The organism is Cellvibrio sp. GW822-FHT04B05 (assembly GCF_058800985.1).
Window position 1 is genome coordinate 389,266 of record NZ_JBXAMU010000003.1, and the last position, 18,631, is coordinate 407,896.

The 18,631-nt window shown below is 48.9% G+C and carries 12 protein-coding genes; 9 read left to right on the top strand and 3 right to left on the bottom strand.

Translation table 11 applies throughout. The annotated features are described in order from the left end of the window. Window positions 1–152 precede the first annotated feature (152 nt). From dnaK to AC1RJL_RS11605, 4 genes are all read left to right on the top strand, one after another. Window positions 153–2,084, top strand: coding sequence for a molecular chaperone DnaK (dnaK, locus tag AC1RJL_RS11590; protein ID WP_492914106.1), 1,932 nt, complete (start codon window positions 153–155; stop codon window positions 2,082–2,084). Between the two features lie 239 nt (window positions 2,085–2,323). Further along, on the top strand, window positions 2,324–3,439 hold the full coding sequence (gene dnaJ, locus AC1RJL_RS11595; RefSeq protein ID WP_492914108.1) for a molecular chaperone DnaJ: 1,116 nt from the start codon (window positions 2,324–2,326) through the stop codon (window positions 3,437–3,439). 352 nt (window positions 3,440–3,791) lie between these two features. Further along, window positions 3,792–5,267, top strand: a complete 1,476-nt coding sequence (locus AC1RJL_RS11600; RefSeq protein WP_492914110.1) for an OmpA family protein — start codon at window positions 3,792–3,794, stop codon at window positions 5,265–5,267. Between the two features lie 228 nt (window positions 5,268–5,495). After that, complete coding sequence (locus AC1RJL_RS11605) at window positions 5,496–6,353, top strand: helix-turn-helix domain-containing protein (protein ID WP_492914112.1); 858 nt, start codon at window positions 5,496–5,498, stop codon at window positions 6,351–6,353. A gap of 92 nt (window positions 6,354–6,445) precedes the next feature. Here the strand turns inward: AC1RJL_RS11605 and AC1RJL_RS11610 are convergent, their stop codons facing one another. Together AC1RJL_RS11610 and AC1RJL_RS11615 are read right to left on the bottom strand one after the other, a co-directional pair. Continuing rightward, window positions 6,446–7,231 (bottom strand): hypothetical protein, encoded by a 786-nt coding sequence (locus AC1RJL_RS11610; protein WP_492914114.1) that lies wholly within the window; start codon window positions 7,229–7,231, stop codon window positions 6,446–6,448. A gap of 338 nt (window positions 7,232–7,569) precedes the next feature. Continuing rightward, window positions 7,570–10,602, bottom strand: a complete 3,033-nt coding sequence (locus AC1RJL_RS11615) for a pectate lyase-like domain-containing protein (protein WP_492914116.1) — start codon at window positions 10,600–10,602, stop codon at window positions 7,570–7,572. A gap of 485 nt (window positions 10,603–11,087) precedes the next feature. Here AC1RJL_RS11615 and AC1RJL_RS11620 point away from each other — a divergent pair, with 485 nt between their 5' ends. Both AC1RJL_RS11620 and AC1RJL_RS11625 read left to right on the top strand, forming a co-directional pair. Then, window positions 11,088–11,825 (top strand): nuclear transport factor 2 family protein, encoded by a 738-nt coding sequence (locus tag AC1RJL_RS11620; RefSeq protein ID WP_492914119.1) that lies wholly within the window; start codon window positions 11,088–11,090, stop codon window positions 11,823–11,825. Window positions 11,826–11,887: 62 nt separating this feature from the next. Then, complete coding sequence (locus AC1RJL_RS11625) at window positions 11,888–13,816, top strand: RecQ family ATP-dependent DNA helicase (RefSeq protein WP_492914120.1); 1,929 nt, start codon at window positions 11,888–11,890, stop codon at window positions 13,814–13,816. 72 nt (window positions 13,817–13,888) lie between these two features. On the opposite strand, the gene AC1RJL_RS11630 is transcribed toward AC1RJL_RS11625, so the two are convergent. Beyond that, a complete protein-coding gene (locus tag AC1RJL_RS11630) occupies window positions 13,889–14,443 on the bottom strand; it encodes a PEP-CTERM sorting domain-containing protein (protein ID WP_492914122.1) in 555 nt (184 codons plus the stop codon). Between the two features lie 584 nt (window positions 14,444–15,027). Between AC1RJL_RS11630 and AC1RJL_RS11635 the strand changes: the two genes are divergently transcribed. From AC1RJL_RS11635 to AC1RJL_RS11645, 3 genes are all read left to right on the top strand, one after another. After that, a complete protein-coding gene (locus tag AC1RJL_RS11635) occupies window positions 15,028–16,080 on the top strand; it encodes a sugar phosphate isomerase/epimerase family protein (RefSeq protein ID WP_492914124.1) in 1,053 nt (350 codons plus the stop codon). Between the two features lie 110 nt (window positions 16,081–16,190). Beyond that, window positions 16,191–17,333, top strand: coding sequence for a Gfo/Idh/MocA family protein (locus AC1RJL_RS11640; protein ID WP_492914126.1), 1,143 nt, complete (start codon window positions 16,191–16,193; stop codon window positions 17,331–17,333). 54 nt (window positions 17,334–17,387) lie between these two features. After that, window positions 17,388–18,605 (top strand): nucleoside permease, encoded by a 1,218-nt coding sequence (locus AC1RJL_RS11645; protein ID WP_492914128.1) that lies wholly within the window; start codon window positions 17,388–17,390, stop codon window positions 18,603–18,605. The last annotated feature ends 26 nt before the right edge of the window (window positions 18,606–18,631 follow it).

Below are 18,631 nucleotides of genomic sequence, written 5' to 3' on the forward strand. Positions count from 1 at the left end.
TTAATTTCCCGCGCGCCAATATAGAAAACAACTGCCAACAAAACGCAAATCTTCGACGATCTGCGGCAACTGAGGCAAGAAACCGAAAAGTCAGTGCAAGTGAATTATCAATTTGCACCCAGCAACAAATAGCATTTTTTAGGAGCAGCACCATGGGCAAAATTATCGGCATCGATTTGGGTACCACCAACTCTTGCGTATCTGTATTGGAAGGCGGCAAACCAAAAGTGATCGAAAACGCCGAAGGCGATCGCACTACGCCGTCAATTATTGCATTCACTAACGACGATGAAATTCTGGTTGGTCAATCAGCCAAGCGTCAATCCGTTACTAACCCGCACAATACTTTGTATGCGGTAAAGCGTTTGATTGGCCGTAAATTCAAAGATGATGTTGTGCAAAAAGACATCTCCATGGTGCCTTACAAAATTGTTGCTGCCGATAACGGCGATGCCTGGGTGGAAGTGAAGGGCGATAAAAAAGCACCGCCACAAATTTCTGCTGAAGTATTAAAGAAAATGAAGAAGACCGCTGAAGATTATCTCGGCGAGACAGTAACCGAAGCGGTCATTACCGTGCCGGCTTACTTCAACGATTCACAGCGTCAAGCAACCAAAGATGCCGGCCGTATTGCGGGTCTGGATGTAAAACGTATTATCAACGAACCAACTGCCGCTGCATTGGCATACGGTTTGGATAAAGGCGTAGGCGACCGCACTATCGCGGTCTACGACTTGGGTGGTGGTACCTTCGATATTTCGATTATCGAAATTGCAGACGTTGATGGTGAGCATCAGTTCGAAGTGCTTTCAACCAATGGTGATACTTTCCTCGGTGGTGAAGACTTTGATATGCGCTTGATTGAATTCCTGGCGGAAACGTTTAAGAAAGATACCGGCATTGATCTGCACAACGATCCACTGGCATTGCAGCGCTTAAAAGAAGCGGCAGAGAAGGCCAAGATCGAATTGTCTACCAGCCAGCAAACTGAAGTGAACTTGCCGTACATCACTGCCGATGCAACGGGTCCAAAACACCTGGTGGTAAAACTGACGCGCGCCAAACTTGAATCATTGGTTGAAGAGTTGGTAAATCGCTCTATGGAACCAGTAAAGCAAGCAATTAAAGATTCGGGTAAATCACTGAGTGAAATCGACGATGTGATTCTGGTGGGCGGTCAAACCCGTATGCCACTGGTGCAAAAAGCCGTTGCTGATTTCTTCGGTAAAGAAGCGCGTAAAGATGTAAACCCGGACGAAGCTGTAGCGATCGGTGCGGCAATTCAGGGTTCGGTATTGTCGGGCGATACGACTAACGTATTGCTGTTGGACGTAACTCCGTTGACTCTCGGTATTGAAACCATGGGTGGCGTTGCGACGCCGTTGATCGATAAAAACACTACGATTCCTACCAAGAAATCGCAAATTTTCTCGACTGCGGATGACAACCAAACAGCAGTAACTATTCACGTTGTGCAGGGTGAGCGCAAGCAGGCGTCGCAAAATAAATCACTCGGCCGTTTTGACCTGAGCGATATTCCGCCCGCACAACGCGGTATGCCACAAATTGAAGTGACCTTTGATATCGATGCTAACGGTATTTTGAACGTAAGCGCGAAAGATAAGGCAACCGGTAAGGAGCAATCCATCGTGATCAAAGCCTCTTCCGGTTTGAGCGATGAAGAAATCCAGAAAATGGTAAAAGACGCAGAAGCAAATGCTGATGCTGACCGTAAGTTCGCAGAAGTTGTTGCCGCGCGTAATACTCTGGAAGGTTTGATCCATGCAACGGAAAAAACGGTGAAAGAGGCGGGCGATAAAGCAACTGCAGATGAAAAATCAGCAATCGAAGCGGCCTTGACTGAAGCGCGTGATGTTGCCAAAACCGATGATTTGGCGAAGATCGAAGCAGCGACCACCAAGTTGACTGAAGCTTCAGGTTCATTGGCGCAAAAACTGTATGCTGAACAGCAAGCTGCAGGCGCAAACGCAGGTGCTGGTACGCAACAAGCTGGCGGCAACAATAACGCGGCAGATGACGGTGTAGTAGATGCTGAATTCGAAGAAGTAAAAGAAGATAAGTAATTCATAAGATGGATGGAGCGCAAGCGATACCCATCAATGAATTAATGAGTAAAAAAACAAATGCGGGCTTGCCCGCATTTGTCATGTAAGCAACAAAGATTTTTCACAGCTCAGACAGCTCTCTCCCCTTTTAAGCGGGGCGCGTAGCCAGCAGGGTGGGGGTGGGTAAATCCTGAACCCCCTCCCGGCCTTCCCCCCTTGGCAGGGGGAGGGGATTCATTATTGATTAAGGTAGCACCATGGCAAAACGTGATTACTACGAAGTGCTCGGCGTCAAAAAAGATGTGGACGCTGCAGAATTGAAAAAAGCTTATCGCCGCGTGGCGATGAAATTCCACCCGGACAGAAATCCGGATGATCCCAATGCGGAAGAAAAATTCAAAGAAGCAAACGAAGCCTATGAAGTGCTTTCCGATGATAATAAGCGCGCTGCTTATGATCGCCATGGTCACGCCGGTGTAGATGGCCAAGCGGGTATGGGTGGTGGTGCCGGGTTCAATAATTTCAGTGATATTTTCGGCGATGTATTCGGCGATATTTTTGGTGGTGGCGGACGTGGTGGTCGCGGTGGTCCGGCGCGCGGTTCCGATTTGCGTTACAACCTTGAACTGAGTCTGGAAGAGGCAGTAAAAGGCACCAGCGTACAAATTAAAATTCCTACGCTGGTCAGCTGTAAAACCTGTGATGGTTCCGGTGCAAAGGCCGGTAGCAAACCCGTTACCTGTACTACCTGTGGCGGGCATGGCCAAGTGCGTATGCAGCAGGGCTTTTTCTCGGTGCAACAAACCTGTCCAACCTGTCGCGGGCGCGGCACGATTATTTCTGATCCATGCAAATCCTGTCACGGTCAAGGCCGCACCGAAGAGACGAAAACGCTTTCTGTTAAGGTACCTGCAGGCGTGGATACCGGAGACCGCATTCGTTTATCCGGCGAAGGTGAAGCGGGCGCAGATGGCGGCCCAAGTGGCGATCTCTATGTACAAGTGCATGTGCGTGAGCACAATATTTTTAAACGCGATGGTGCTGATTTGTATTGCGAAGTACCTATTGATTTTGTCGATGCCGCACTCGGTGGCGAACTCGAAGTGCCCACGCTTGATGGTCGCGTAAAATTAAAAGTTCCCGCCGAAACCCAAACCGGCAAACTGTTCAAATTGCGCGGCAAAGGCGTAACACCTGTACGTGGTGGTGGAGTTGGCGATTTACTTTGTCGCGTAGTAGTAGAGACGCCGGTCAATCTCACCGGCAAACAGAAAGAATTGCTGCGGGATTTCCAAACGACAATGAAAGGCGGGAAATACTCGCCAAAACAGTCGAGTTGGTTTGACGGGGTGAAGAAATTTTTTAATGAATAAGTGATGTTGATAAAGGCCGATTCGAGAGAATCGGCCTTTTTGTTTGGCATTGACTTAAGAAAAATTATTTGGCTAGGGATTTTTATGCTGGCTAATAATGTTGGGCATCGCTGCGCTCAGCCTGCGCTGCCAGGAATCGCTTAATACCTTGTCTCGTCTTGTGAGTGGCCCAACCTGAGGGTCGAAGAAGCGATCTATTTGAACCTTGCCACAATTTTCTAATGCCATCCGCTAATTTTTATTGGTATTCATCATAAATTCAGTTTTTTCTATTAGGCTTAGCCTCTCGCTGCGAAGAGCGGCGTTTCATTTTTATTCTGATACAAAACATCTAAGGGAAGGAGGAGTGTTTATGTTTCGTCGCACCGTATTTATTATAGGCATGGCACTGGCTGGTTTTAGCAGTTTGCTGCATGCAGGATATAAAAAAGACCATCCTATGTTTTCCGGATATCCGGGCGCTGATCTTAAGCAGGCGGCAATGTATGACTATGAACGTTTTTCATTTCCTGCCTCTACAGTTGATGCTAGCAAGAAGCCATATGTCTTTAAGCCAATCGATGTTGTTGGCGATCTCTACATGCATAATTATGAGATCGAGAATGTTTCATCGCTCAAAGTGTATGAAAACTATGTGGATGCGGCAAAAAAGTTAGGCTTTAAACCAATTTTCTCATGTGCACTGGATGCTTGTGGTGAAGATAAGGAAGCCAAGGCATTGGGCACTGTGGTTGCGGTGAGAGGTGATGTCTACAATGATTATCGCAAACCTTATTATTGGGTCGGCGAAAAAGAATCTCCAAAGGGGAAAATTATCGCAGCATGGTTCGTGGGCTCTTATGAGGATAGGGTCGGTATGCAACAAGTGATTGTTGAGATAAAGCCGCTTGAAACCGGACTGGTAAAAGTGGATGCGGCCTATGCTAACCAAGCGGCAACGCCGACAGAAGTAAAGCCGCTCTCGGCAGATGAAAAGGCAAAAGATAATCCAATCCTGCCGCGTTATCCGGGCGCAGCAGTTTATAACCACAAGAAAACCGATACTGAAACGGTGCAAATCCCGTTTGCAATTAATGCGACAGAAAAAACACCGTTAAATTTAACCGGCGATCTAACAAAGCACACCTACACTATCGAAAACGTATCTACTTTGAAGGTGTATGAGAATTATAAGTCAGCACTGAACAATGCTGGTTTTACTTTTTTATCCCAGTGTGAGTTAGCGCAATGTGGTAATGAAAAACAAAGCAATGATTTGGGGGATCAGCTAGCTCTGGCGAAGAATGTCTATAACTGGTATCGCAAGCCTTATTATCTGCTGGCAAAAAAATCTACTTCGGCGGGCAATATTTTTGTTGCCTTGTTTATTGGCGGCTATGAATCACAAGTGGGTGTGCAGCAGGTCATCCTGCAAGAGAAAGCAGTGCAGACCGGTTTGGTGACGGTAAATGCGGATCAGTTAAAGCAGCAAATTGATGCAGAAGGTAAGGCACTTATTTACGGCATTTATTTTGATACCGGCAAGGCCACGATTAAAGCGGAATCCAAGTCGACGCTGGATGCAATTGGTGAACTGTTAAAACGCAATCCGGATTTGCTGCTCTATGTGGTTGGTCATACCGATGATACGGGTGATGCTGCTGCTAATGTAAACCTATCCAAACAGCGTGCCGATTCTGTGGTCGCGGCGTTGAGCAAGGATTACCAGGTTGCTGCAAACCGATTGCAAGCGCAGGGTGTTGGCCCATATTCGCCTGCGTCTAATAACACCAGCGACAAGGGTAAGCAAAAAAATCGCCGTGTCGAATTGGTGAAGCGTTTGAAGTAAAAAACTCTTCAAGATAGCTGCGCGTTGAAATGGTGAAAATCCCCGCAATGCGGGGATTTTTGTTTTTGCAGTACCGGTTTCTTGCCATGTCGCACAATTTCTGTTCTGATTATCGTTGCCAATAATTTCTTATTACACAATAAAATATCCTGGCAGCTCTAGCTAACTCTTATTGGTCAATTCAGCATCTGGTGCTTATTGCATTGGTATTGTCTTATGGAGTCAGCCATGAAACCTATGTATGAAAAAGTCTTGCCGACCGAAAATTCGTCGTGGCGTTATTGGTTATATGCGCTTGATGAAATTCCCTTTAATTGGCACTACCATCCTGAATATGAAATTTGCCTGACGCTCAACAGCCGTGGGCAGCGTTATATTGGCGATAACATTGCCAATTACACCGATCTGGATTTGGTCTTGCTCGGGCCCAAATTGCCGCACACTTGGCACTCCAAAGAATTAATTACTCCGGGACAGCATTTGACTTATGTGGCGCAGTTGCCCACGCACTGGATTGATGCGGTAGTACAAATGCCGGAATTAAAACCGCTGGGTGAATTGTTGGTGAAAAGCAGGCGCGGTGTTGAATTCAGCCGTACAACGGCAGAACAATGCAAAGCCCGCTTTGAAGCTATGTCCGATGCAACACCAATGCAGCGTTTGTTATGGTTGCTGGAAATTTTGCAATTGATGTTGGACGATTCTACTGCGCGCCCGATTTCCAGCGATGGTTATGCACCGGTCAGTTTTGCCGATTCGGCGACTGAAAAAATTGATCGCGTTATTGCTTATATTCACCAGCATTACACTAGCGATTTATGTGCAGAGCAGATGGCGGATTTAGCGCACATGAGCACTAATCATTTTCATCGATTTTTTAAACAGCGCACCGAACAGACATTTACCGAATTTGTAAACCAGTTGCGCGTGGGCAAAGCATGTTCGTTATTGTTGACCACGGATTTTCCAGTATCGACGATCAGCTATCGCTGCGGATTTAATAATATCTCCAATTTCAATCGCCGCTTTTTGCAACTTAAACATTGCACACCGCGTGAATTCAAGCGCAGCTATCAACACAATTAAATATAAAAACAGAAACATAAAAAAAGGCCGCAGCAGCGGCCAAAAAATCATCTCACAGGAGAGTGATTGGATGTAAATTATTTTATCCGGTGTTAGTTACACACCTGGAATTCCACAATGCCGGAGCCTGAACCAAAACGTTGCATGGTGTATTTTTCCAAATCGATCAGATAGCCATCGCCAGCGAGGTTAGCGGTGCAGCAGCCGTTGCAATCAGAATCAGCACAGGCATCGTAAACTTTTGCAGTAATACGTTTAGTTCCTTGACGTAAGTTGATGGTTTTAAGGCCCAGCCAGCTCCAATCTTTTAAATGCACAGCGGCGATATTGTTAGCCATCACCCAGGATTCAGGTTGTTTACCGGAGATGCCGTAGAAATATCCACTCCACAAGCAGCCGTTATAAATTACGCATTCATCACTGCCGGGTGCAGGGTAGGATTCGTAGTTAGTCAGGTTTGCGCGATACCAGGCAGCACCGCAATCATTACCGGCAACCGAGGAGCTTGATCTGCTGGATGCTACCGATGATTTGCTGCTGGATTTGCTTGATGACACAGAAGATTTGCTCGAACTTTTTGATGATGCTGGTATTGATGAAGTGACGCCATCGCAACTGCCGAGCAGTGTCCACTCTTGCCATTGGCCGGAATAACTCGCAGGGCTGTGGCCTTGTGACCACCAGTTGGCTTTATAGGCTTTATTGCTTTGCTTGACCTGGCTGCCGCCAACATAAGCGGTGTTGCTATTCCATTCGGACAAGCCACTGCAACTAACGGCGTGTACATTCAAACAGAAAAAGGTGCCGCACAGTGCGATGGAAAAAATGATAAATCGTTTTACTGTTGCGAAAACATTATTGCTTGCTGGGTGTTTCATACTGACCTCGGTAATTTTATTTTTGAAAGAAAATAGCGTCCCTGTTTATGCGTCGTTCCTGTTGATGAGTTATCTCTTGGCGGATTCAATGTGTAGTGCTTTATTGATGCGGTACTTTTCTGGAAATGGCGTGTTTGGTTGAGCGCGTAATTATTGAATCCGCCACCTCGACAGGATTCTGCCAAGGTTGGTTGAGGCAAAAATGTACTTTTGAATGCAAAGCCGGCACTTTTCTATCAAGTGTCTGAAATTGAAACCTGCGCCCATAAAAAAGCCCCCGCGAGAATACTCACGGGGGCATAAGTCGACGCAAGGCGTCAGTCGTCGGTGGAAAATTGTTATTGCGGGTAATTGGTCACCCGTGGCGTTTGCACGGCGATGCCCGGCGGGGTCGGATCGCCAGTGTTGTTGATCACCCGTTGGATTCCGCCATCGTTGGTCAGGTTGACCGTTACCATATGTTCAAACTTCACATTGGCTGAAGTGGGAGTTTCTATCGCGCGCGATAAAAATACATTTGGCCGCAAGAACACAGCGTAAATTCCCATGCCGCGTGCGTCATGTCGGGTGACGGTATCGGCAACTTTATAGGATGCCCAACCGTTTACACCGGCACCGCTGCGCCATTGGTCTTGCGTTGGGGGATCGTAGGGAATCTCCGACTGGTAGAAATAGGTTTTGCCGTTATTGCCATTCCAGAGCACCTGGTATTCCTGGTAATGCTCTACGAACAAACCATAGGCCGATACATTATTGCCATTAACGATCAACCCGTTGGCTGCGGTATTCAAATCCCAGGCAACGCCATCACCGTGGTCCGCGCGCCATAGCCAGGTGTGGTCGATGATCACATCATTGCTATTCACCAACAGGCTCACACCTGCCCTGCCCACGCCATTACCGCCGATGCGCACAAAAATGTCGTGCAACACTGTCGGATTGGAAGCATGGCTGGCAGTGCTGCCATTTTCGCCGACACGAATCAGCACCGGTGAATTGGTAATGCCTGCATCGACCATCAGATGCGACACTGTCACGCCATCGACATCCGCCACTTCCAGTACGCTATTGCCGTTGGTGGGCGTTAGGGTGGCGTAGCCCATACCCAACACCACCGTATTGGCGCGGGTCACTTTGATGGACTCGGCGAGCGGGTAAATACCGGGAGTCAGCAGCAGGTTTTTGCCTTGGTTCAACGCGGCATTGATAGTGGTAGCAGTATCGACACCGGCGCGAGCGACGTAGAACTGGCTGATCGGCAACGAGCTGCCGGCTGACTGGCCATTCGCCCAGGAGAGCCCTTTGCTGTTGGTACGCAGCGCCGGCACAAACACTTCGTAGTTAGCGCCATTCAGATAAAGAAATGGCTTCTCGCGTACGACGGGAGTGGTGTCGATAAAGGTATTGGCCGAGGCTGGCCATGTACCGCCGGGCAAGTTATTGGCGATCCCCATAAACACCATATTCCATAAACTGCCGCTCCAACTGCCCCACTGGCTGTTACGCGACATCCACTGCTGCTGCGAGCCGGTGCCTACGTCGTAATCCACCTTGGAGTCCGCCAGCCAACCGCCGCTCGCCCAGCCGCCGTAGTAATGCAGGGTGAGGTTGTTGTTGCGCACATGCATGCGACGCATAGGTGCCGCTTGGGAAACCGACCAAAGCATACCGCCACCGGGTGGGGTTACCGAGAAGTTTTCGATCCCGCGCCAGAAGTTTTGCGTCGAGTTGTTGTTGGGCAGTACGGGATAAGACACCACCTGGCCGACGATATGCACATCATCCGGCAGCGCACCCAGGCCGATCACGTGGGTGAAGAAGCCAACCGGAATTTCCAGGTTGTAGGTGCCGGGTTTGAACATAATCGCATCGCGCGGAGTGCCGAACTGGTTGTCGCGCTGGCGGGTGTAGATCTGGTTGATCTTGTCCTGCATCTGCGCTTGCGGCATAGCCGGATCGAAAATCGTCACGTTAGCGCCGAAGTTAATCGCCGTGCTGTCACTCTCGGTTGATACCGGGAAAGGCACACTGGCGGGTGAAGCGCCGACGCGGTTGATCGCCACCACGGTAAACGAATAAACCGTATTGGGTGTCAGGCCGGTAATCACTGTGTTGGTCGCCGTGGGTGATGCCACCAAAGTACCATTTTGGTAAACGCGGTAGCCGGTCGCATTGCAGGGTGGAACCGAGGTGAATGGCGCGGTCCAGGAAAGGGTCAGGCCGGTGGTGGTTACGCCGGTTGCTGTCAGGCCAGTCGGCGCATTCAGCACGCCCGAACACTGGTCTGTGGATGAGACTGACGAAGATGACAGCGACGAAGAGCGTGATGATGGGGCTATCGAAGATGGCGCTACCGAGGACGAAGTTGCCGGTATCGATGAAGACGTCGCAGGGGCTGTTGATGAGGTTGTAGCTACCGATGATGATCTGCTTGACGGTGCGACAGAACTGGATGGCGCTACTGAAGATGGCGCTGATGAAGAACCAGTCCCGCCACTGCGGTTGCCGTAAACTTCGAATTCCCAGAGCGAATAGCCGTAGCCGGTGCCGCGCGTTATCCCGTTCATGCGCACATAGCGGCCGCTGCCATTGGCAGTGATGTCATCCACGCCGCCGTCGCCAGTGGTGGTGGAAAAAATGGTGGTCCAGTTGGTGGCGTTATCGGATACCTGGATCTGGTAAGCGCGTCCGAAAGCCGCTTCCCAATTGAGTACAACCCGGCTGATAGTGGCGCTTGAGCCCAAATCGACATAGAGCCACTGTGCATCGGTAAATGAGCTGCCCCAGCGGGTATTGGCGATGCCATCAACCGCACTTGCCGCCGTAAAGCCACCCTCTTGTGACGAAGCCACTACGGGTGCATTTCTAGATAACAAAGCCGCCTGGCTGGCAAACGAACCAAATACCTGGAATTCCCACAGCGAATAGCCGTAGCCATTGGCGCGGGCGGTGCCGTACATACGCACATAGCGGCCGGAACCGTTGACCGTAATGTCATCAATTCCGCCATCACCCGTGGTGGTGGAATACAGTGTGGTCCAACTGGTGCCGTTGCTGGACACCTGGATCTGGTAAGCCTTGCCGTAAGCCGCTTCCCAGTTCAGCAGGACGCGGTTGATAGTCGCAACTGCACCCAGATCGACCAGAATCCATTGCGGGTCGCTGAAGTTGCTGCCCCAGCGGGTGCCGACGTTGCCATCGACCGCCATCGCTGGGCTAAGCCCGCCTTCCTGGCTTGAAGCGGTTACGGTTTTGCCTTGCGATAATAACGTCTGTGCCTGCACGGGCTGGGCAAGGGCAAGTTGGGATAACAAGATGATGGCTATTAGCGCCGCGCACGCGCCCAGCCGCAACATATGTCGCTCTGACATGGTGAATACTCCTGGCATTATTGTTATGTAAAGGAAATAGTATGGTCACCACTAACTGCTGTGCTGGCGCACATGGCGATGACGTCGCAGAATTCTAGAGTTGCGGCAGAAAATGTCGTCCGGCCAATTACATCGAACGCGATTGGCGGTGTTCGTTTAATCCACAACAAGACTACAGGTTAAAAGTCATTGTTAATCAACCGATTAAGCTTCGTGGTACGCGAGTGCATTGCAAACCTGAATCCATTTTTGTGAATTAGATGGGAAAAACTAATTCTGAAGGGTTCGCTTGTAAGCTGCTGGTTTTGCACAGCGCAAACCTGGCAAGCAAAAGTGGGACAATGTATTTGGTGTGAATCCATACAAAGTGGATGTACGTCTAAGTGCTGACCATAGATTCGCAGGCTTATCAATTGAGGAGCTTGATGTTATGGTGCGCGGCCTAATTTGGCCAAAAATATTTTAAATATCAATAGGAGTTGAGCATGTTGGATGCTGCAAAAAAAGGCTTTTCTATATTCGTAATCTTGTTATGTTTGGGTTGCTCATCAACACCGGCTCCGGTTGCGAGCCAAAATATATCGGGTGTTTGGCATGGGATAATTAAAGTGCCAGAGCAAACTTTGTATATCAACGTAAATTTACAGCACAAGGCCGATAAATGGTTAGGCAGTATCGATATTCCCCAGCAGCGCTTAACCGGTTTTCCATTGACCAATATTTCTGTGAATGGCGAAGAGGTGAGCTTCGCTATTTTGGGGATACCCGGAGAACCGACATTTGATGGGCGATTAGCAAATGGCCTTATCAGTGGAGAGTATCGGCAGGGTGGTGATCGCAACAAATTTGAACTGGGGCGCGAGAAGTTGGATATTCCCGGTATGATCACTCCGGAACAGGCCGCCGAGATTATCGATCATCAGCTTGCCGCTTATAACGCACATGACCTGAATAAATTTATCAGTTTTTTCCATCCGGATATTGAAACATATAACTTTCCAAACCAACTTGATAAGCGCGGATTGGAATCGCTACGCGAAGCATTTGCCGAAACATTTAAAGCAAAGCCTTATGAGAAAGTGGTAGCGCGAATTGTCGACCGCAACAATGTTATTGATCAAGTTGATATGACTTACCTGTTTATGGAGCACGCAATAACCGATCGTTCGACGGTGATTTACACCATTGAAGACGGTTTGATCCGGCGGATGACTTTTCTTTAAAAATTAAGATAAGCTTTTTCCCCCATAATCAAGGACGATTGTCAATAATCATGGAAACCACCATGCATCCCCCTGCAGATTTATTAAAAACCCGCTTTAATCTAAACGCATTCCGCCCGGGGCAGGAGGCGGTAATCAATGCGTTGGTACAAGGGCATTCTGCATTGGCGGTTTTCCCCACCGGCGGCGGCAAAAGCCTTTGCTATCAATTGCCCGCACTCATGTTCGATGGCTTGACCCTGGTGGTGTCGCCATTAATCGCGCTGATGAAAGACCAGGTCGATGCATTACAGGCTTTGGGGATCGCTGCCGCGCGCCTGGATTCGTCGCTTGGCAAAGACGAAACCGCGGCGATTTATAACTCGCTGCACAATGGCAGTTTAAAATTATTGTATGTATCGCCCGAGCGATTGAAGAACGAGCGCTTTGTGCAGCGGCTGGGACAATTAAAAATCAGTTTGCTGGCGATTGATGAAGCCCATTGTATTTCCGAATGGGGCCACAATTTCCGGCCGGATTATTTGCTGCTTGCCGACCTTGCAAAAAAATTGCGCGTCGAGCGGGTGCTTGCGCTAACCGCCACAGCAACGCCCAGTGTTGCTGCCGATATCTGCCGGCAATTTGCGATACAGCCGCAACATCACGTACAGACAAGTTTTGCGCGCCCGAATTTGCAATTGCGCGTCACACCTTGCACTGCTTATACACGTATGGATATGTTGTTGGCGCGTCTTCACAAGCATCCGCGCGATGCCGCGACCATTGTGTATGTCACCCTGCAAAAAACGGCTGAAGAAGTCGCCGCCGCAATCAACGCCGCCGGTTTGCGTGCGGCGCATTATCACGCTGGTTTAAAAGACGATCAGCGCGAGCAGGTACAAAACCAATTTATGAATGGTGAGGTTCCGGTTGTGGTGGCGACAATCGCGTTTGGAATGGGCATTGATAAAAGTAATATCCGCGCGGTTTACCATTTTAATCTGCCAAAATCGATTGAAAATTATGTGCAGGAAATTGGCCGCGCCGGCCGTGATGGTAATCCCTCGCTGTGCGAAATGTTAGCGGTAGGCGATGATATCCGCGTGCTGGAAAATTTTACCTACGGCGATACACCCACAGCTGAAAGCCTGCATGCATTGGTGGAATATTTATTAGCCTTTGATGTGTTTGATATTTCCACTTACGAATTATCGCAGCAGTTTGATTTGCGCCCGCTGGTATTAACTACTGCGCTGACCTATCTGGAATTGCAAAAAGTCATCAGCGCACAAAGTCCGTTTTATACCGAATATAAAATCCGGTTTGTGCAAGATAAAAATTTTATCCTCGCGCAGTTTGATGACGCCCGTGCAGAATTTTTGCAGCGACTTTTTTCTGCCGGACGGATGGGACGTAAATGGCTGTCGCTGGATATGCTGACTATCGCCATGCAGCTTGGTGAGCCGAAAGAGCGGATTACCAAAGCGCTGGATTACATGGCGGAAAAAGGCTGGATTGAATTAACCGTTGCCAATTTGCGTTTGGGTTATCTCAATAATAAAACGATCAATTCCTCTGAACCGTTAACGCAATTGTGCGCACATTTAAATCAATTGTTTGCCGAGCGCGAAGCGCGCGATATCAAGCGGATCCACAGCGTGCTGGCGTTTGCAAATAATCCTGCGTGTTTAAGCCAGCAGTTGCTGCAATATTTTGGTGAGGTGGGTGCGCAAGCCTGCGGGATATGTAATCACTGCCGCAGCAATTCGCTCGTATCAATAAGCTTGCCTGTTGCGGTGCCGCTTACACCTGTACAGCAAAATATCATTGCTAATATTCAGCGCGAAGGTCATGCGGTATTGCAACAGCCGCGCCAGTTAGCACGGTTCCTGTGTGGCTTGCCCAGTCCGGCCACCAGTCGTTCGACACTGAAATCCAACCCGGCATTTAGTGCATTGGCGGAAGTATCCTTTGCAGTGGTATTGGCTGCATTGCATCGTCAGCATGAGTGACAAAACAGGCAGAAACAAAAAGGCTTTGCAGTTGCTTGCAAAGCCTTTTTAAATCGACGGCGTTAAATGCGATTAAACGTTTCTGCGACGAGTAGCAACCAGGCCAACCAAGCCCAACAACAGCAGGATCAGGCTAGACGCTTCTGGTACAGATACCGGACTGGTTTGGGTGTTGGTGAAAGAGAAACTCAGGTCGTTGTAACCGTATTGGCCTTCCGGAACGCCCCACAGGTCTTCAAAGCTCACCAGGGTAACGCCTGGCTGCCAGTTTTCCTGTACGCGAGCGTGGAACAGACCGTCAGCATTGCGGCTGGCCGGGCCGGTGTACCATTTATCACCAGTGTCGTTTACAAGCAGTTGGAATATCAGCTCGGTACCAGCGGCAAAGTAGCCCAGATCCAAGGTGTTACCAACGGGAGTCGCGTGATTGTTGAAGATGAACGACAGGTTCAGCAGCAAATCATTGCTGAAACCAGCTGAGTTACCTTCGTATTTGGCAACCACATTGCCGCCAGAAGCGATAACAGATAAACCTTCAGTGCCAGAGATGGCAATGGGGTGTGCGAAAGCAGTGGTGCTTAATACGCAAGCTGCAACCAAAGAGGCAATTTTAGCCAGTAATTTCATAATACTTATTCCAAATGTTTTTATGGTGAAGTTTAGAAACCGGAGTTTCTATTCAAGCGTTTACACATTACAAAAAGCAATATTGAAGCCAAGTTCTTATGATGTTGATTTGGCGCGTTAATTAACAATTTTAAGCCTTGGGCTTTATCGATTCTGTAAGGAGTTCCGACGATTCAGGCGCCTAAAAAAGAGGAATTTTACAGGCCAACCAAGTCGCTGATGTATTTTTGACGGGCCATTCTTGATTGGAAGAGGCTATAGGCTTTGTAATATGTATGTTTTTTTAGCTCATCCAATTATCCGGTAGCGGAAAACCTGATTGTTTTTTGTTGAGTGGGCGTCATCAAATTGCCCGGTTGCATAACAACTTCATCCACTTTATGGCGCACTTGGTCAACAAAAGTGAAAATGTAATTTGAAGTGTAAATAACTGTTTGCAACATCGCGCCCTCAGGCGACATGGAATAAAGTCTTGCGCCTGAAATAATAAATCTTATATTTATAGGTTATGTCCTGCTTTTCAGGGCTGACTTAACAATTAAAACGACAAAGACTAACCGTCCTGCCACGTCCGGAGAACTACGATGAAAACGCTCAAAGGTCCCGCCATATTTTTGGCCCAATTTTTAGGTGATACCGCCCCCTTTAACAGCCTCGACGCTATTGCCGGTTGGGTGGCCAGTTTGGGTTTTAAAGGCGTACAAATTCCCACGTGGGATAAACGTGTATTTGATCTGGAACAGGCCGCAAAAAGCACTGAGTATTGCGCACAATTCCAGGCAACGCTGGCCAAACACGGTTTGGTTGCGACTGAATTATCGACCCATTTGCAAGGCCAGTTGGTTGCTGTGCACCCGGCTTACGACGATATGTTTGACGGCTTCGCGCCAGAATCCGTACGCGGCAATCCTGAAGCGCGTCAGGCGTGGGCGGTTGAACAATTACTGCTGGCAGCGCAGGCGAGTAAAAACCTTGGCCTGGCTGCACATGCGACTTTCTCGGGCGCTTTGCTGTGGCCGTATTTGTATCCCTGGCCACAGCGTCCTGCCGGGTTGGTAGAAAACGGTTTTGCTGAATTGGCCAAGCGCTGGTTGCCAATCCTCGATGCATTTGATAAAGCCGGTGTTGATCTTTGCTATGAAATCCATCCCGGTGAAGACCTGCATGACGGTGCTACATTCGAGCGCTTCCTCACTGCGGTAAACAATCATCCGCGTGCAAATATTTTGTTCGATCCTTCACACTTTGTTTTACAACAACTTGATTACCTCGCGTTTATTGATCGCTATCACGCGCGGATTAAAATGTTCCATGTAAAAGATGCAGAATTTAATCCGAGTGCACAACAAGGCGTTTACGGCGGTTATGAAAGTTGGGTGGATCGCGCTGGTCGTTTCCGTTCACTCGGCGATGGTCAAGTGGATTTCAAACAAATTTTTTCCAAATTCGCCGCTTACGATTACGAAGGCTGGGCGGTATTGGAATGGGAATGCTGCCTGAAGCATCCGGAAGTCGGTGCCGAAGAAGGCGCGAAATTTATCGATCAACATATTATTAAAGTGACTGAGCGTGCCTTTGATGACTTCGCCAAGAGCGGTATTGATGAAGCGAAAAATCGCCGGATTCTCGGTCTGTAATAAAAAAACAAACCCCTGCCCCAGTCCTCTCCTTTGTGAGGGAGTAAAAACTCCTCCCCCCTGCGAAGGGGGGAAGGTTGGAAGGGGGTAAATAATTCAGGATTCCAACAATGACAACTCCAAGAATTCGTTATGCCATGGTCGGTGGTGGTCGCGGTGCGTTTATCGGTGCGGTACATCGTATTGCGGCGCGTCTCGACGACCGCTTTGAATTGGTCGCCGGTGCACTCTCATCCAATCCGGAAAACGCCAAAGTCTCAGCGACAGATTTACACATCGCTGCTGATCGCGCCTACACCTCATTTGATGAAATGTTGCGCGTAGAAAAAACGCGCGCCGATGGCATTCAAGCCGTGGTAATTGTTACGCCCAATCACATGCACTTTCCGGTTGCCAAAGCGTGTCTTGAAGCGGGTGTTGATGTGATTTGTGATAAGCCGGTAACACGCACCCTGGAAGAGGCGCTTGAGCTTGAACAGATCGTAAAAAAGAGCGGCTGTTTTTTCGCGCTCACCCACAACTACAGCGCTTATCCGCTGGTGCGTTATGCGCGTGAATTAGTGGCAGAAGGCAAGCTGGGTAAATTGCGTGTGGTGCAAGTGGAATATCCACAAGAGTGGCTAACCGAAGCCGCAGCAGATGACAACAAGCAAGCCTCGTGGCGCACTGATCCTGCGCGTTCCGGTGCTGCCGGTTGCTTGGGGGATATTGGTACGCACGCGTTCCAACTTGCACGTTTTATTACGCAACAAAAAGTAGTGGCAGTGAGTGCCGATCTTGCCAGTTTTGTCGACGGTCGCCCGGTCGATGACAACGTGCATGCATTGCTGCGTTTTGACGGCGGTGCCAAAGGTATGTTGTGGAGCAGCCAGGTTGCACCGGGTTGCGAAAATGGTTTGCGCATTCGGGTGTTTGGCGATAAAGCCGGCATCGAATGGGCGCAGGAAAATCCGAACGAATTGTGGTTCTGCGAATTGAATAAACCGCGTCAACGCATTACCCGTCGCGGTGATATCGGCAGCGATATTGCAGCGCGCGGCATGCGTACTCCTGGCGGTCACCCGGAAGGTTATCTCGAAGCTTTCGCCAATGTGTATAAAGATATCGCCGATATTCTCATCGCGCGTCAGGCTGGCGAATCGCACTTCCTGCAGCACTGGGTGCCGGATATTGATACCGGTGTTGAAGGCATGCGTTTTATCAATGCAGTGCTTGAGTCATCAAAAAAAGATGGTGTCTGGACCAGATTGTAAGGGCGCAACTTGCGCCCTGTTTTTATCCAGCTTCAATCATAAAGGATCGATAATATGAACCTCTCCCTCAGGCTCAAGCTCTCCACCATGATGTTTCTCGAATTTTTTATTTGGGGCGCGTGGTTTGTCACCATGGGTACTTTTTTGGCGCAAGCATTTAGCGCAACGGGTGCCCAAACCGGTATGGCCTACAACACCCAGGCAATCGGGGCAATTGTTGCACCGTTTATTATCGGTTTGATTGCCGACCGTTATTTTGCCGCGCAAAAAATTCTCGGGCTGTTGCATTTGGTTGGCGGTGTGTTGTTATGGTTTGCAGCATCCTCGGCAAGCTTCGATGCATTTTACCCGTATATCCTGCTTTACATGCTGCTCTATATGCCGACGCTCGCGCTGGTAAATTCTGTTGCATTTCGCCATCTACCCGATCCGGCGGGACAGTTTGCGCAAATCCGTGTGTTGGGAACTATCGGTTGGATTGTGGCAGGCTTGGTAATCGGTAATCTCGGTTGGGAATCCAAAAACGTTTTGCATCTCACCTTTCAAATGGCGGCGGGCGCTTCCATCTTATTGGGCTTCCTGAGTTTCTTTTTGCCTGATACTCCGCCTGCTGCAGATCGTACCACCAAAGTCAGTGTGCGCGATATTCTCGGCCTTGATGCACTCGCGCTGTTGAAAGATTCGCGCTACCTGATTTTTTTCATTGCCTCAATTTTGATTTGTATTCCACTGGCGTTTTACTACCAAAACGCCAACCTGTTTTTGAATGAAGTGGGCGTTGAAAATGCTGCATCCAAAATGGCGTACGGACAGGTTTCTGAAACCCTGTTTATGTTGCTCCTGCCGATTTTTATTATCCGCTTCGGGATAAAAATTTCACTATTGGTTGGCATGGCGGCTTGGGTATTGCGCTACGTGTTATTCGCTTATGGCGATGCGGGCGATAAAGCCTGGATGTTGATCCTGGGTATTGTGTTGCACGGCATCTGCTACGACTTTTTCTTCGTCACCGGTCAAATTTATACCAACTACAAAGCCGGCGAAAAAATCAAAAGTGCAGCGCAAGGGCTTATCACCCTGGCAACCTATGGTGTAGGTATGATGATTGGTTTTACCCTCGCCGGTATGATCAGTGACAAGTACACTGTTGACGGTGCGCACGCCTGGTTTACTATCTGGATTATTCCAGCCGGTATTGCCCTTGCGGTATTGGTACTGTTCCTGGTCAGTTTTAAAGATGAAAAAGTGAGTGCAGAAAATATCAAGCATTAGCGTTTCGGTTTTTATAGGATGAAAAA

What these genes read in the sequence shown, in the direction of transcription:
- dnaK (WP_492914106.1), top strand. Translation starts at nt 153, where the DNA reads ATGGGCAAAATTATCGGCATCGATTTGGGTACCACCAACTCTTGCGTA.
- dnaJ (WP_492914108.1), top strand. Translation starts at nt 2,324, where the DNA reads ATGGCAAAACGTGATTACTACGAAGTGCTCGGCGTCAAAAAAGATGTG.
- AC1RJL_RS11600 (WP_492914110.1), top strand. Translation starts at nt 3,792, where the DNA reads ATGTTTCGTCGCACCGTATTTATTATAGGCATGGCACTGGCTGGTTTT.
- AC1RJL_RS11605 (WP_492914112.1), top strand. Translation starts at nt 5,496, where the DNA reads ATGAAACCTATGTATGAAAAAGTCTTGCCGACCGAAAATTCGTCGTGG.
- AC1RJL_RS11610 (WP_492914114.1), bottom strand. Translation starts at nt 7,231, where the DNA reads ATGAAACACCCAGCAAGCAATAATGTTTTCGCAACAGTAAAACGATTT.
- AC1RJL_RS11615 (WP_492914116.1), bottom strand. Translation starts at nt 10,602, where the DNA reads ATGTCAGAGCGACATATGTTGCGGCTGGGCGCGTGCGCGGCGCTAATA.
- AC1RJL_RS11620 (WP_492914119.1), top strand. Translation starts at nt 11,088, where the DNA reads ATGTTGGATGCTGCAAAAAAAGGCTTTTCTATATTCGTAATCTTGTTA.
- AC1RJL_RS11625 (WP_492914120.1), top strand. Translation starts at nt 11,888, where the DNA reads ATGCATCCCCCTGCAGATTTATTAAAAACCCGCTTTAATCTAAACGCA.
- AC1RJL_RS11630 (WP_492914122.1), bottom strand. Translation starts at nt 14,443, where the DNA reads ATGAAATTACTGGCTAAAATTGCCTCTTTGGTTGCAGCTTGCGTATTA.
- AC1RJL_RS11635 (WP_492914124.1), top strand. Translation starts at nt 15,028, where the DNA reads ATGAAAACGCTCAAAGGTCCCGCCATATTTTTGGCCCAATTTTTAGGT.
- AC1RJL_RS11640 (WP_492914126.1), top strand. Translation starts at nt 16,191, where the DNA reads ATGACAACTCCAAGAATTCGTTATGCCATGGTCGGTGGTGGTCGCGGT.
- AC1RJL_RS11645 (WP_492914128.1), top strand. Translation starts at nt 17,388, where the DNA reads ATGAACCTCTCCCTCAGGCTCAAGCTCTCCACCATGATGTTTCTCGAA.